The sequence below is a fragment of the Microcystis sp. M169S2 genome (assembly GCF_020245865.1).
Taxonomy (GTDB): Bacteria; Cyanobacteriota; Cyanobacteriia; order Cyanobacteriales; family Microcystaceae; genus Microcystis; species Microcystis ichthyoblabe_A.
In genome coordinates this window covers 1-13,584 of sequence record NZ_JADBUB010000204.1, presented here as the reverse complement: position 1 = coordinate 13,584, position 13,584 = coordinate 1, and the positions used below count along the sequence as shown (strand labels likewise).

The 13,584-nt window shown below is 41.3% G+C and carries 9 protein-coding genes and 4 pseudogenes; 4 read left to right on the top strand and 9 right to left on the bottom strand.

Going from position 1 to position 13,584, the window contains the following annotated elements:
- The 6 genes and pseudogenes from IM485_RS22845 to IM485_RS23090 form a co-directional block, all read right to left on the bottom strand.
- Window positions 1-288: pseudogene (locus tag IM485_RS22845) on the bottom strand (IS1634 family transposase); the annotation flags it as partial.
- Between the two features lie 66 nt (window positions 289-354).
- Window positions 355-669 carry a DUF4914 family protein gene (locus IM485_RS19275; RefSeq protein ID WP_238141934.1) on the bottom strand — a complete coding sequence of 105 codons (315 nt, stop codon included), beginning with the start codon at window positions 667-669 and terminating at the stop codon, window positions 355-357.
- A gap of 243 nt (window positions 670-912) precedes the next feature.
- Window positions 913-3,579 carry a bifunctional acetaldehyde-CoA/alcohol dehydrogenase gene (gene adhE, locus IM485_RS19270; protein WP_287745052.1) on the bottom strand — a complete coding sequence of 889 codons (2,667 nt, stop codon included), beginning with the start codon at window positions 3,577-3,579 and terminating at the stop codon, window positions 913-915.
- Window positions 3,580-3,971: 392 nt separating this feature from the next.
- The gene (locus IM485_RS19265; RefSeq protein ID WP_287745050.1) at window positions 3,972-5,204 is read right to left on the bottom strand and encodes a TaqI-like C-terminal specificity domain-containing protein; all 1,233 of its coding nucleotides are present in this window, start codon (window positions 5,202-5,204) and stop codon (window positions 3,972-3,974) included.
- Window positions 5,201-7,831 carry a DUF7149 domain-containing protein gene (locus tag IM485_RS19260; RefSeq protein ID WP_287745044.1) on the bottom strand — a complete coding sequence of 877 codons (2,631 nt, stop codon included), beginning with the start codon at window positions 7,829-7,831 and terminating at the stop codon, window positions 5,201-5,203. Before IM485_RS19260 ends, IM485_RS19265 begins: the two co-directional genes overlap by 4 nt.
- 585 nt (window positions 7,832-8,416) lie before the next feature.
- Window positions 8,417-8,515: pseudogene (locus IM485_RS23090) on the bottom strand (type II restriction endonuclease); the annotation flags it as partial.
- A gap of 369 nt (window positions 8,516-8,884) precedes the next feature.
- Here IM485_RS23090 and IM485_RS19250 point away from each other — a divergent pair.
- From IM485_RS19250 to fmt, 4 genes are all read left to right on the top strand, one after another.
- Complete coding sequence (locus IM485_RS19250) at window positions 8,885-9,253, top strand: ribbon-helix-helix domain-containing protein (RefSeq protein ID WP_002803329.1); 369 nt, start codon at window positions 8,885-8,887, stop codon at window positions 9,251-9,253.
- The gene (locus IM485_RS19245; RefSeq protein WP_106908509.1) at window positions 9,250-9,669 is read left to right on the top strand and encodes a putative toxin-antitoxin system toxin component, PIN family; all 420 of its coding nucleotides are present in this window, start codon (window positions 9,250-9,252) and stop codon (window positions 9,667-9,669) included. Before IM485_RS19250 ends, IM485_RS19245 begins: the two co-directional genes overlap by 4 nt.
- Window positions 9,670-10,184: 515 nt before the next feature.
- The gene (gene pgeF / locus IM485_RS19240; RefSeq protein WP_287745042.1) at window positions 10,185-10,979 is read left to right on the top strand and encodes a peptidoglycan editing factor PgeF; all 795 of its coding nucleotides are present in this window, start codon (window positions 10,185-10,187) and stop codon (window positions 10,977-10,979) included.
- Between the two features lie 42 nt (window positions 10,980-11,021).
- Window positions 11,022-11,999, top strand: a complete 978-nt coding sequence (fmt, locus tag IM485_RS19235; protein ID WP_104396228.1) for a methionyl-tRNA formyltransferase — start codon at window positions 11,022-11,024, stop codon at window positions 11,997-11,999.
- Window positions 12,000-12,028: 29 nt separating this feature from the next.
- Here the strand turns inward: fmt and IM485_RS19230 are convergent, their stop codons facing one another.
- The 3 genes and pseudogenes from IM485_RS19230 to IM485_RS19220 all read right to left on the bottom strand — a co-directional run.
- On the bottom strand, window positions 12,029-12,409 hold the full coding sequence (locus IM485_RS19230; protein ID WP_104396229.1) for a cyclic nucleotide-binding domain-containing protein: 381 nt from the start codon (window positions 12,407-12,409) through the stop codon (window positions 12,029-12,031).
- Window positions 12,410-12,500: 91 nt separating this feature from the next.
- Window positions 12,501-13,442: pseudogene (locus tag IM485_RS19225) on the bottom strand (RNA-guided endonuclease InsQ/TnpB family protein); the annotation flags it as partial.
- A gap of 25 nt (window positions 13,443-13,467) precedes the next feature.
- Window positions 13,468-13,584, bottom strand: a pseudogene (locus IM485_RS19220) (IS1 family transposase); the annotation flags it as partial.

The window sequence follows — 13,584 nt, the reverse complement described above, 5'->3', positions numbered from 1 at the left end:
GTCTAATCCTTCTATCGGTTTTACTAATTCCTTGATTTTCGAGTTGGTGAAAATTCTTCTATCACTTACCCAGACCACATTCTCAATCCCCCAACCCTTTCTGACTTTCTCAATTTGTCCGCTTAAAGTAGCACCGTCTGAAGTGTTTACTTCAAATACTTTTACCGCTATCGGACAACCCTTAGCTGAACATAACAGACCAAAAACTATCTGAGTTTTTCCCTTCTTTTTATCTCGATTATAACCATATTTTCCCAGTTCACAACCGTTTCCTTCTAGGTAGGCGTTCGGCGAGACTTCGGCGTGAGCTCAGTCGAACGCTCAGCCGAGCTGTAGAAGTGACATCATACAAGACTAACGAGACTTAAAAGTCGGTTTATTGGTTGGCAAATCGTCGCCAATGACCATACAATCGGGATCGCGCCGCCGCATATACGGTTCCGTATAATTAGCACTAATGCCATTGCGAACCCGACACACTAAGGCTTCTACCACTTTACCTCGGTTGGGGATGTCATAGGCAACCTCATGATAGCCGTTTTTGGCATCTTTAACGGCTAATTCAATTAGTTGTTCGACATCCGCAGCCAGGGTGAAATTCGGGCATGATTGCAGAATATCTGTTAATTCTGACGGTAACGAGAAATCGGGAAGCGGATTAACTACCATGTTCCCTCCTCAGGATGAGGCTTTAAGTATTATTACTTAATATAGCTTTCCGTCGAGCAACTTAGATTAATCGTTGATAAAAATCAATATTAGACCCGCCGCAAAAGACCTGTCATACTAAATCCGTTGAGTATAGGCTACTGATGAAGACAGGCAATAGGCAAGAGGCAATAGGCAAGAGGTAGGGTTGATTCATGAATCAACCCTACAGGGGGTAGGGGGGATCAAAGGCAAAATCTATCTCTACAAGCTCAAGGGTTGCGGATCTAACTTCAAATCGGCAAGACTGACATCGCCGTGACCATTTACCGCCACCTCTAGGGGCAAATTGCCGTGATAAGCTTGGATTAACAGGGTTTTTAAGTCCTCGATCAGGGGATAACGGGGATTGGCTCCGGTACACTGATCATCGAAAGCTTGTTCGGCTAAATGGTCTAATTTGGCCATAAATTCGGCTTCACTTTCGGGAATTACCTCTTTAATACTGGCCGGAATACCGATTTCCCGTTTTAAACATTCGATCGCTAATACCAATCTTTCCACACTTTCGGTCTCGCTTTCTCCCCCCAATCCCAAGGAATGAGCGATCCTGGCATAGCGCCACTTCACGTTAGGATATTTGTACTGAGAGAAAGTCGCCTGTTTAAAGGGGGCATCGGTGGCATTATAGAGGATGACGTGGGAAATCATCAAAGCATTGGCTAGACCGTGGGGAATGTGGAAAATTGCCCCCAATTGGTGGGCCATGGAGTGACAGATGCCTAAAAAGCCATTAGCGAAGGCCATTCCTGCCATTGTCGCCGCATAATGGACTTTTTCCCGCGCTTTCGGGTCTTTAGCTCCGTTATGATAGGAACTGGGCAAGTATTTAAACAGCAGTCGGATGGCATCTTGAGCAAGAGCGTTAGTATATTCTGAGGCTAAAACCGAGACGTAGGCCTCAAGAGCGTGAGTTAAAGCGTCAATTCCGCCGTAGGCTGTTAATTTTTTCGGCATATTCAGCACTAATTCCGGATCGACAATGGCCATGCTGGGAGTTAGAGCATAATCTGCCAAAGGATACTTAATATTATTACGGCGATCGGTCACGACGGCGAAGGGAGTCACTTCTGATCCTGTTCCCGAAGTGGTGGGAATACAAACCATCAGAGCTTTTTCGCCTAAAGGGGGCAATTCATAGACTCGTTTGCGGATATCCATAAAACGCATGGCCAAGCTCTCGAATTCTATCTCTGGATGCTCGTAGAGTAGCCACATGATTTTAGCGGCATCCATGGGGGAACCACCACCGATAGCGATAATTACATCGGGATTGAAGGTATTAATTACATTTAACCCCCGTTCGACGGTTTCTAGGGAAGGATCGGGTTCCACATCATAAAAGATATTAATCGTGATGCCGATTTCTTCTAAAACTTCCTCTAAAGCTGCGGTAACTCCTAGGTCGAAAAGAGGTTTATCGGTGACAATAAAGGCCCGTTTTTTGCCGGCTAATTCCCGAATAGCGACGGGTAATGACCCGTATTTAAAATATACTTTTGGTGGTACTCGGAACCAAAGCATATTTTCCCGGCGCTCGGCTACGGTTTTAATATTTAATAGGTGGGTAGGTTCGACGTTTTCGCTGATGGAATTACCGCCCCAAGTGCCACAACCGAGGGTTAAACTAGGATCGAGACGGAAGTTATAGATATCACCGATCGCACCTTGGGAGGAAGGGGTATTAATTAATACCCGGGCCGTTTCTACGTTGTCTTGAAAGTGCTTAATATGTTCCCGATTGGAGGGTGCGGTATAAAGCACGGCCGTATGACCTCGACCGGCAAATAAGACCAGTTTTTCGGCTTTTTTGACCCCATCTTCAAAGTCTTTCGCTCGGTACATAGCTAAAATTGGCGAGAGTTTTTCGTAGGAAAATGGTTCCTCTAAGCCAATATTTTCTACTTCTCCGATTAGTAAGCGGGTATCTTCGGGAACGGAAATTCCGGCCATGGTGGCTAATTTTTCTACCGGTTGTCCGACGATATCGGGGTTGATATGACCATCTTTGAGGAGAATCCCGGCGACTTTTTCCCTTTCTTCGGGGGAAAGAAGATAGGCCCCGCGATCAATAAATTCCTGTCGAACTTCTTCATAGATGCTATCGACAACGATTACCGATTGTTCCGAGGCGCAAATCATGCCGTTATCAAAGGTTTTACTGAGAATAATCGAGGAAACGGCCATTTTTATGTGAGCAGTTTCGTCCACTAAAGCGGGGGTATTGCCGGCACCGACTCCTAGGGAAGGTCTTCCGGAAGAATAGGCCGCTTTTACCATACCGGGACCGCCGGTAGCAAGGATTAAATTAATGCTGGGATGTTGCATTAATGCTTGGGAAAGTTCCACCGATGGCTGATCGATCCAACCAATAATACCAGCCGGCGCACCCGCTTTGACGGCCGCTTCTAAGACTATTTTGGCCGCCGCGATCGTGCAGTCTTTGGCTCGCGGATGGGGGGAAAAAATGATGCCGTTGCGGGTTTTCATGGCAATTAGGGCTTTAAAAATGGCTGTGGAGGTGGGATTTGTGGTGGGTACGATCCCCGCTAAAATGCCCACGGGTTCGGCGATTTTTTGCAATCCAAAGGATTTATCTTCTTCGATAATGCCGCAGGTTTTGCTGTGTTTATATTTGTTGTAGATGATTTCTGAGGCAAAATGGTTTTTAATCACTTTATCCTCTATTACTCCCATCCCTGTCTCTTGTACTGCCATTTTAGCTAGGGGAATGCGCGCGTTGTTGGCTGCTAATGCGGCTTTTTTGAAGATAAGATCTACTTGTTCTTGGTTATAGTTGGCAAATTGTTGTTGAGCTTTTTTTACCTGTTGTATCAGTTCTTCTAGCTCTTGTCTATTGGTAACTATCATAACAATTTTGTCGAAAAAATTAGGCATTTTATTCTATTATAGCTTTTTTCGCCAAGGTACTCGCTCAATCTTGGGATTTTCTTTATAGTTTCCTAAGCATTGGTATTATAGAATACTAATAATTCTAGGTAATAGGTATGGGGAAGTGGGGAGATGGGTTTTAAAGTTCGATTGGGAGTTCATCATACTATTAAAAACAGAATTTATCATGAGAACGAATGTATCAAATTTAAGTCCCCCTTTTTAAGGGGGATTTAGGGGGATCAAATTTTTTAAGGGGGATTTAGGGGGATCAATTTTTTTAAGGGGGATTTAGGGGGATCAAATTTTTTTTAGTCCTTTGGGATGCTTTTGGGTGCGTTACGCTTCGCTAACACACCCTACATTTATATTTATTTGATTTCTCCCTCTATTATCCTGATTTCTTCCTCACTTAATCCATACAATTCATATACTATTTGGTTAATTTTTGTTTCTAACTCCTTGACTTCTTTTCCCTTAGCTTCTAAACATTGTTTAACTAGATATTCGATCGCTTGTTTTTGGGTATTATCAATGTCAACAACTGGAATCTGAGAAACATACATCGGTTTAAATTCAAAAAAACCACCCTGTTTAGATGATGCTATCTGTTGAATAAACCACCACATTATTGAAGAATTTAAAATAGCTAACAGACAATAAGCATTATCAGTTATACAGATTGAAGTTTTATCATTGCTATAATATCCACATAAATCTAGGGTATATTCAACATTATTGACGATAGCAGGAATAATAATTTTAGGTTGTTCAAATTCTTGCCAATACTTACAAGAACGCAATTCCCAAAAAAAGCGACCTTGATCATCTCTTTTAATTAATTTATCCCGAAATTCTTGAAATCTTGCATAAATTGCGGGATAGGTTTGAGCAAAGATTGCTTCTGCTTCTATTTTACTTTTATCTGACCAAGGATGACTTTTATTTTCCGATGACTCAATTTTAATTAAATACTGTTCAGCGAAATCTATTCGCCATCTTTTTACATCTCGTCCTCGGAGAAAAGGTTTAATAACTTCCTCGGAGGAGGGATGTTCACTAATTAATCTATCCCGGGTGATTTTATCAATCACAAAAGCTTCATTTAAACCTGTTATTATTCCACGATATAAGCTACCTTTTACATATTCTCCCAAAGGAGTACCGACTTTTTGCAATTTAGCCAATAAATCTAAAGTTTGTGAAGATTCTAATTTCCAACCATCAGCAGATAAATTAGCTTGAGTGATGGTTAGATAATCTTGTTCTAGAATTGTGGCAAACTGGGTGATATTTTGCTCTTTGTGTTTATCCCAAGCTAAAGCTTTAAACTGATTGCCATCCCATTTATCTTTACTTAAAGCGATAATACTGGGATAAGCGGTAGCTTCTTCAAAGACAGGAAAATCACCAAAGTCAATTAAATTAAAAATTTTCGTCGAATTGCTGAGAAGTTGTCTTAATTTTTCTCCGTATCCCGAACGAAAATATTTATTTGAGGAGATATAAGTTAAATAACCTTTATAGCGGTGTGCAGTCGTATGAGGTACAGTGTCACGAGCTATAAACCATGCTAGGCAAAGCTTGGTCTGTATCTCACTCAAGCGCTTACCGCTATATTTTTGAGTATTTGTAAACCCCTCTCATAGAAATAGACAAATAAATCAGCAATCCCGGTATAGGATTGATAAATTTTCTGCAAGATAGGTTTAATATTTTTGAGTTCCTCCTGTCGGATATAAGGAGGATTACCTATAATGACATCAAAACCGATAAAATTCCCCTTATCGTCTAGGACTTCGGGGAACTCGAAGCGCCATTCAAAAGCATTATGATAAATCTTACCGCTTTCAATCTCCTCCAGTTGCGGACGTAACTTATCAATCTCATTCCTTAACTGACTAATCTTCCTTTCCCGCGCTTTCTTTTCCTTGGGTGACTCCTCAAATAACAAAATTTGATTCTCTAGACTATATAAATCCGTTTCCAAACCCCGCAAGCGCTTTTTCAGAGGATTATCTCCCTGTAAAGTCTGACGAAAACTACTCTTAATCTCACTTATCAATCTCTCCATCTCGCGCTTTTGCGATTTATCCTCCGCGTTGCGATAGACTCTCACCGCATCCTTATAACTCTCGATACTTAAACGACTTTTGCGGGAAAAGACTTGTAAATCATTGGATAACCCAAAGCGACTAATCAGAGAATTGCCAACCTTGATATTAATATCGATATTCGGTAACGTCTCTAACTCGTTATCTGCTTTGTAGTAAGCATTCTTGAGTAACTCAATCCATAAACGCAACCGACAGATTTTCACCGAGTTGGGATTGATATCAACTCCAAAGAGACACCCCTCAATCAGACGCTGTTTTTCCTGAAATAAAGTCTCCTGTACTCGCTGACTTTCTCGGTTGCGGGGATTATATTCAAACAGATTACCGTCATCATCGGTGACGATTAACTCATCGTTCACCACCTCAACCCGATAATCCCTGAGAGTTTTACCCTCTTTATCCACCAAAATCTGTAACTCACTCTTAATCGCGATTATCTCGTTCAAAGCAGAAACAAGAAAATGTCCCGAACCCACCGCAGGATCACAAATTTTGAGACTATTGATAATAGCATTGGCTGCCGTTTTATCTTTGATGCGGTTATATACATCCTCGATTGTCTGACAATCCCATCCCTGACTCTGGTTAAATTTCTCTATTACTGCGCGTCGAATCGTTTCCCGACACATATACATAGTGATGAAACCGGGGGTGAAAAAGGAACCATCCTTATATCCGTTGATTTTCTCGAAGATTAATCCCAACACTGACGCATTGATAAGAGTCTTATTATCCTCCTGTATCGCTTCCCCACCTTCGCTGCTAAAATCGTAGGCGTTGAGAAACTCAAATAGGTATGCTAAAGCGTTGATTTCTCCTGTTCGCTTTTTCCCCTGACTATCCTTTAAGACTGTTCCTGCAAAAATCTCTATATTCTCCGAACGCAGGTTACTGATGACTATGGTTGACTGTTCTAAGTCTGTCGGTTCAAATAGGGAACTGTTGAGATAGGGAACCTGAGTATGGGTATTCTGGATGTCTTTGCTTCTTTCTGTCTGTTTTTTGGCCAAAACGCTGAAAAATAAGCGATTTAAGTCGTCATAGTTGGCAATTTTGCCTAAATTGAGAAACCCTAGGGATTTATCCCCCCGATGATACCTAATTATCTGCGCTTCTAATAGTTTGAGGAAGAGGATTCTATTTATCCAGGTTATCCCCAACTCTAAACCGATATTCAATAGTCTCTCCTCCTCCGTCTCCCCAAATTCTTCGGGATTGGGTAAACGAGAGATTTTATCTAAACTGTCCACTTGACTGATAGCGTTCTCTAGCAGCGAACCGGGTTGTCGCGCTGCCGGTTGCAGACGTTGGATGAGTTTTTTTCCTCCCTCTTTTATCTCTGTCAATCCGATGATATGCAGCAGTTCACTATAAAAGTTTTTGTCGAGACTGTTGCTATCGTTCGCAAAGGGGAGTTTTAAGAGGTGTTCGGGAGAAAAGATTTTATAGAGACTGATAAGGTTATGTTCGTCCTCCCGGATGGTTTGGGAGTATTCCCGCAAGTCAAAATGGGTGTATGTCAGGGAATCGAGTATGGAGTTCAGGAAGGGTTCTCCTATCTGTTTGTAGAAGAAGTCGGTGGTTTTTCCCGTTAGTCTCCCCGTCTCAAAGTCAGTAAACTGTCTGACGAGTTCCTGATTTTGTGCGAATAGTCTCTCGAAGATATTCCCATCGAAGATAAACCACTCATATATATTGGTAGCAATCAGGTGTTTTATATCTAGGTTTTTCTCGGTTATCCTTTCCCGTAGGAAGTAGAGGAGTAATTCTTGTAATGCTTTACAGTTGAGTTTGTCTCTCCGCAGCATCTCGCTTTTATTGCTGGGTTTCTTGACTTCCAATATTACCCCCACGGAATCCCGCGACTCTTTCCCATTATGGATGACTAAATCATTCCTTCCCTTGGTGTTGATGAAATGTTGAGGACTATAGTAGCTGTGTTTGAGAAAGTCTGCAAGCAGGTTTTTATGGAATTCCTCCGATTCTGTCTCGTTTATACTCCCCAAAAGTTGTTCTAGGTGGGTTTGAAACTTCTCCACCTGACTACGACTCGGTTTGACTCTCAGGAATGCTTTGTTTAATGCTTGTCGGGGAGAGAAATTTTCTGTCTTCATACCTTATATCCTCTTCCTACTCAACCCGATTTTGGGGTCTATTTTTTTCTCTCTTATCTTTGCTCAAAAACTATATATATATTTGCGCACGGATTCCCATTATCTAAAAAGTCTAAAGCAAGTCTCGTCATTTGTCAAGGGTTTTTAGAAAAAAAATCGAGCCGATTTTATAATCACCTCTTAGGGATAATTCCGTAGGGATAATTCATGAATTATCCCTACTCAGGAATGCTTTGTTTAATGCTTGTCGAGGAGAGAAATTTTCTGTCTTCATACCTTTATCCCTACTCCTACTCAACCCGGTTTTGGAGTCTATTTTTTTCTCTCTTATCTTCGCTCAAAAACCCTATATATATTTGCGCACGGATTCCCATTATCTAAAAAGTGTAAAGCAAGTCTCGTCATTTGTCAAGGGTTTTTAGAAAAAAAATCGAGCCGATTTTATATCCATCAGCAGTCAGCTTTGGATTCTGTCTCGTTTATACTCCCTAAGAGTTGTAGTTAGTCCCGATGAAAAAATTTTCACCCCCACAGATGAAAGAGGTTTCTTTCCCTAAACCCTACACCCTACACCCACTTTCCAGTCAGGTGGGTTTGAAACTTCTCTACCTGACTAAGACTCGGTTTGACTCTCAGGAATGCTTTGTTTAATGCTTGTCGGGGAGAGAAATTTTCCGTCTTCATACCTTTATCCCTATTCCTACTCAACCCGATTTTTGAGTCTATTTTTTTCTCTCTTATCTTTGCTCAAAAACTATATATATATTTGCGCACGGATTCCCATTATCTAAAAAGTCTAAAGCAAGTCTCGCCATTTGTCAAGGGTTTTTCTGAAAATTTCCCCACTTCCCCAGTTCCTGGAAGATTTTGAACATTTGCCCCCCGAACAGTTGCTGAGTGCTATTATGAAAAAGGATGCAAGAATCAGGTGGTTGATGGCTGAGATTAAGGGGGTTTTAAATCAGGATAAAGAAAATGTTGTTAGGCATCAGGGTCAGATTAAGGTTTCTGCTATATTCAAGCTTTATCTAATCTTCAAACTATTTGGTAATTATGATACAAATTACGTTAACCCCTGAACAGGAACAGTTTTTAGAAAGACAACTGAAAACTGGTAAATATAATACCCCTCAAGAGGTTATATCTAAAGCGTTTCAGCTATTAGAAGAACAGGAGGATGAAATTATATTACCCGATTATGTTAAAGGGACAGAATCCGCAAAAGCTTTATTAAAAGAAAAGATTAGGAAGTATCGAAAAGAACGGGAACAAAATAAGGACAAACCGATTGATCCTGAAAAAGTAAGGTTAGCAGAAGAATTTAAGCGTTTATGCCAAGAAACCCAAGCTTTACACGCTGATAATCCGTTAACCGATGAAGAAATTGCGGCGGAAATTGAAGCTTATCGGAGAGGAGAATGAGAGTTATTATTGATACAAATATCCTTATTTCTGCGGCGGTTGCTGATGGAAAACCAGAAAAGGTGATTAATTTTATTATTAGTCATGCTGATTATGATTGGATAGTATCACAGGAAATTTTAGATGAGTATAGAGAAGTTTTACAGCGAAAGAAGTTAAAACTACGTGATACCAAGAAAGCAGAATGGTTAACTTTAATTGAAAATAGCACAAAGTTAATAGAAGTTAATGTTAATGTTGACTTTACAAGGGATCCGAAAGATGCTAAGTTTATCGCTTTAGCAAGGGTTAGTGAGGCGGATTTTTTGATTACTGGTGATCGGGATTTTGAGGAGATGATAGAATTAGAACAAACGGTTATTATTTCGGTTTCTTTGTTTTATGATTTGTTTATAGGTGAGGGTGAATATGAGTGAAAATTGGGATTTAGAATAAGAAATCGTCATCAACGAGATGAAACAACTCAGAAAAAAAGCCATCCAAGAATTAGACGCACTGTTTCCCAGTATCCTAGATAAAACCTTCAAAGGAGAACTATAAATCCTCGATTATTGCCATAATCCCCTGATTAGAGGTATTTGGATAATATTCATCCCTACATAACATTAAAATTAAATCTGCCCTTTCCTCAATCTGTCGCGAATCTCGAATAATGCTTTGTTTAATGCTTGTCGGGGAGAGAAATTTTCCGTCTTCATACCTTTACCCCTATCTCTATCCAACCCGATTTTTCAGGCTATTTTTTTCTCTCTTATCTTTGCTCAAAAACCCTATATATATTTGCGCACGGATTCCCATTGTATAAAAAGTATAAAGCAAGTCTCGCCATTTGTCAAGGGTTTTAAGTAATAATCTTCCGTTGCCGTTTAGCCAAGCTCAGAACTAGGATAGGAGAGAATAAGGTATTATTGCAGCCAGAGAGGCTTAGACTGTGACCAATGTAGCGATCGATGTGCGATTAACCGAGACTGCTCTGTGGCAATGGCAAACATGGCAAGGATTGCCCTATCTCACCTGTAATCTCCTAGAGGATTGGTCCCACGGCTTTTTTACCCGTCATTATTACCCCCAAACCCCGGAAGCTTTTACGGGTGCTTTAGGGGCAAATGTACCGGTTTATCGGGTCAAACAAGTACATGGCGATCGCTTATTAAATCCCCAAGGGATTACTAACCCAGAAATAGCCGAAGCGGATGGAATTATCACCGATGCTTCCGGTCAAGGGATTTGGGTGGCTAGTGCTGACTGTACGCCCATACTAATAGGCGATCGCTCTACTGGTGTTGGGGTGGCGATTCATTCTGGATGGAGAGGGACAGCCAAGGGGATAGTTGCCAAAGCAGTTAAACAGTTATTAAACTCTGGTAGTTGTTTAGATAACTTAGTCCTGGCCCTGGGGCCGGCAATTGCTGGGGAAGTGTATCAAGTAGATAGAGAAGTTGCCGCAGAAGTGGGTTTAAGTTTATTTCCTCAAGAAACCAATCCCGACCAAATTCTGGCGAATTTATTTAACCTGTCCCCCTCCCCCTTATTTGCTGACGAGGAAAAAGGAAAAGTTCGCTTGGACGTGCGAAGGGTGATTTATCATCAACTACAACAGTTAGGAATTAGGGATGAACAAATTGCGATCGCTCCTTTTTGTACCTATCAACAAGAGGAGCATTTTTTCTCCTATCGTCGGGAAAAAGCCAAAAAAATCCAATGGTCTGGCATAGTTAGTCGTTAATGATTACTGCACACTGATAACTGAAAAATACCCCCTTCTCCCATGCGTATTGTTTTTTTCGGAACCCCTACTTTTGCCGTTCCCACCCTAAAAAAATTATTAGCCAATCCCGATATAGAAATAATTGCCGTCGTTACCCAACCGGACAAGCGCCGGGGAAGGGGTAATCAATTAATCCCCTCACCGGTGAAACAAATAGCCATAGAACAGCAAATACCAGTTTTGCAGCCCAAAAGTGTCAAAAAAAACGCTAAAACCTTAGATTTTCTCAGACAATCGCGAGCGGATGCCTTTGTAGTGGTTGCCTACGGACAAATTCTCTCCCCAGAAATTCTAGAGATGCCGAGATTAGGCTGTATTAACGTTCATGGCTCAATTTTACCGAAATATCGGGGAGCAGCCCCCGTGCAGTGGTGCATCGCTAGGGGAGAAAAAGAAACCGGCATTACCACCATGTTAATGGATGCGGGCATGGACACCGGACCGATGTTACTGAAAGCCTACAGCCCGATCGCTCTTTTTGACAATGCCGAACAGGTGGGAGCAGCCCTAGGGCAAATGGGGGCGGATTTGCTCCTAGAAACCCTCTCTAAGCTCGATCGAGCAGAAATTACCCCAATTCCTCAAAATAACGACGATGCCACCTATGCCCCTTTAATTGAGAAATCTGACTATCTAATCCCCTGGCAAGATTCGGGCCAGACAATTCACGATCGAGTCCGGGGTTTTTATCCGAATGCGCTGACGACTTTCCGGGGACAACCCCTAAAAGTGATGGCCACTATTCCCCTAGACGATCCTAGTCAACTGCCTCGAGAATTACAGACAAAAGACCTTTCTCATCTAAGCGGAGAAGTGGGAGCGATCGTGGCTCTCTGGAAAAATTTCGGGCCGGTAGTGCAGACGGGAGCGGGTTTATTATTATTAAAAGAAGTGCAATTATCGGGTAAACCTCCGCGTTCTGGTGGGGATTTAGTCAATGGTTCCCGTTTAACTATCGGTGAGATTTTCGGTCAATAGTTTTCAGGGGATGGCTTTCTTTTGTTCCTCTATGCTTCACTGGTGAAGATTTTTTTTAACTTGCGAAAGCGATCGGAGTAACTTCTTAACACTTCCAGCGCAAACATGGGGGTTTCCTGCACGGCAAATAAAAACTGTGGTTGATTGAGATAGGCTAATTTACAATCAGTTTTGGCGATAGCTGTGGATTCTCGCCGTTTATCTGGGTGCAGGAGCGCTCCTGCTCCGAATACGTCCCCTTTTTCTAGAGTTTCTATCAATTGCCCCTTGACATACATCTCCACTTCTCCGCTAAGAATACCATACATTAACTCGCCCTCCGTGCCATCGACAAAAATAACTTCACCAGCTGGAAAAGTGCGATCGGGATGATTTTCGAGAATTTTAATCGTATCTACGGGACTTAACATGATTTAACAAGAATTTTTCGGGTTATCTCTCCCATTTTCCAATACATTGAACTCCTCGATCATCGTTTTTGTATTTGACATACTCCCACCGTCAAGCTACGCTGTGACGGGGGATTCTTGACCTATCACTATCGGAAATTCCTTGTTCAACGAGACAGCTTAGATTCTCAATGTCTCCATTCAAAATCCAGAGGTCGGACTTTCCTAAGGCGTTTGGGTCGGTTCCTGTTTGCCCAACAGTACCGTTGAGATGATTTCCCAAATATTTCAACCCTTTTTTAAGAATATTTATTGCTGCATTATGATCCCTATCTATGACTGTTTGACAGTTAGGACATTGATGAGTTCTAGTGCTTAATGATTTCTGAACTCTTGTTCCACAAACTGAACAATCTTGAGAAGTAAAATGCGGTGGTACAGCAACACAAACAATCTGATAAATCTTGGCAAAAAATTCAAACCATTGAGTGAATTGATACCAAGAAGCATCGGAAATCGACTTGGCAAGCTTAGGGTTTTTGACTAAGTTTCTTAACTTTAAAGCTTCATAGACTACCAGATCATTAGACTGGACTAACGCCAAAGCGTCTTTAATTGCTTTGTCTTTACGTTGTCTTGATACTTCGCCAATTCAAACTTGAATCGGCCCTTTAAGGTGAAGTTTAGCTACCTTTACCCGTTGCTTGTGATAGTTTTTATACTGTTTCTTTCCTTTACGGAATTTCTTAGATAATCGTCGTTGTGCTTTTTTCAGTCGTTTTTCTGACTTGCTTAAATAACGTGGATTCTCTACAGTATTACCTTGAGCATCAGTATAAAATTCCTTTAACTCTAAGTCAATTCCTGTTATTTGTCCCGTCGATTTATGGTATTCTTGCCGTTCTACGTCAATCAGAAACTGGCAATAATAACCGTCAGCACGTCTAACAACTCTTACCCGTCTAATCTATTGTTCTGAATAATAAACTCAGGTCTTTTGACTACACCATAAATCAAATTCTCCTGCTTTAAAGCCATCGGTAAACTTAATTTTAGGCGTTGTCAGATGTAAAGATGAATCAAGCAAAAGTGTAGGGAACTGGAACATCCTTAAACTTAAGGTAATGAATTAGAAGCGGTAGGGAATTTTCTAACATTTTGACACATTTTGAATAGCAGAGAGTCTTACGATGAAG

What these genes read in the sequence shown, in the direction of transcription:
- IM485_RS19275 (WP_238141934.1), bottom strand. Translation starts at nt 669, where the DNA reads ATGGTAGTTAATCCGCTTCCCGATTTCTCGTTACCGTCAGAATTAACA.
- IM485_RS19250 (WP_002803329.1), top strand. Translation starts at nt 8,885, where the DNA reads ATGATACAAATTACGTTAACCCCTGAACAGGAACAGTTTTTAGAAAGA.
- IM485_RS19260 (WP_287745044.1), bottom strand. Translation starts at nt 7,831, where the DNA reads ATGAAGACAGAAAATTTCTCTCCCCGACAAGCATTAAACAAAGCATTC.
- adhE (WP_287745052.1), bottom strand. Translation starts at nt 3,579, where the DNA reads ATGATAGTTACCAATAGACAAGAGCTAGAAGAACTGATACAACAGGTA.
- IM485_RS19230 (WP_104396229.1), bottom strand. Translation starts at nt 12,409, where the DNA reads ATGTTAAGTCCCGTAGATACGATTAAAATTCTCGAAAATCATCCCGAT.
- IM485_RS19245 (WP_106908509.1), top strand. Translation starts at nt 9,250, where the DNA reads ATGAGAGTTATTATTGATACAAATATCCTTATTTCTGCGGCGGTTGCT.
- fmt (WP_104396228.1), top strand. Translation starts at nt 11,022, where the DNA reads ATGCGTATTGTTTTTTTCGGAACCCCTACTTTTGCCGTTCCCACCCTA.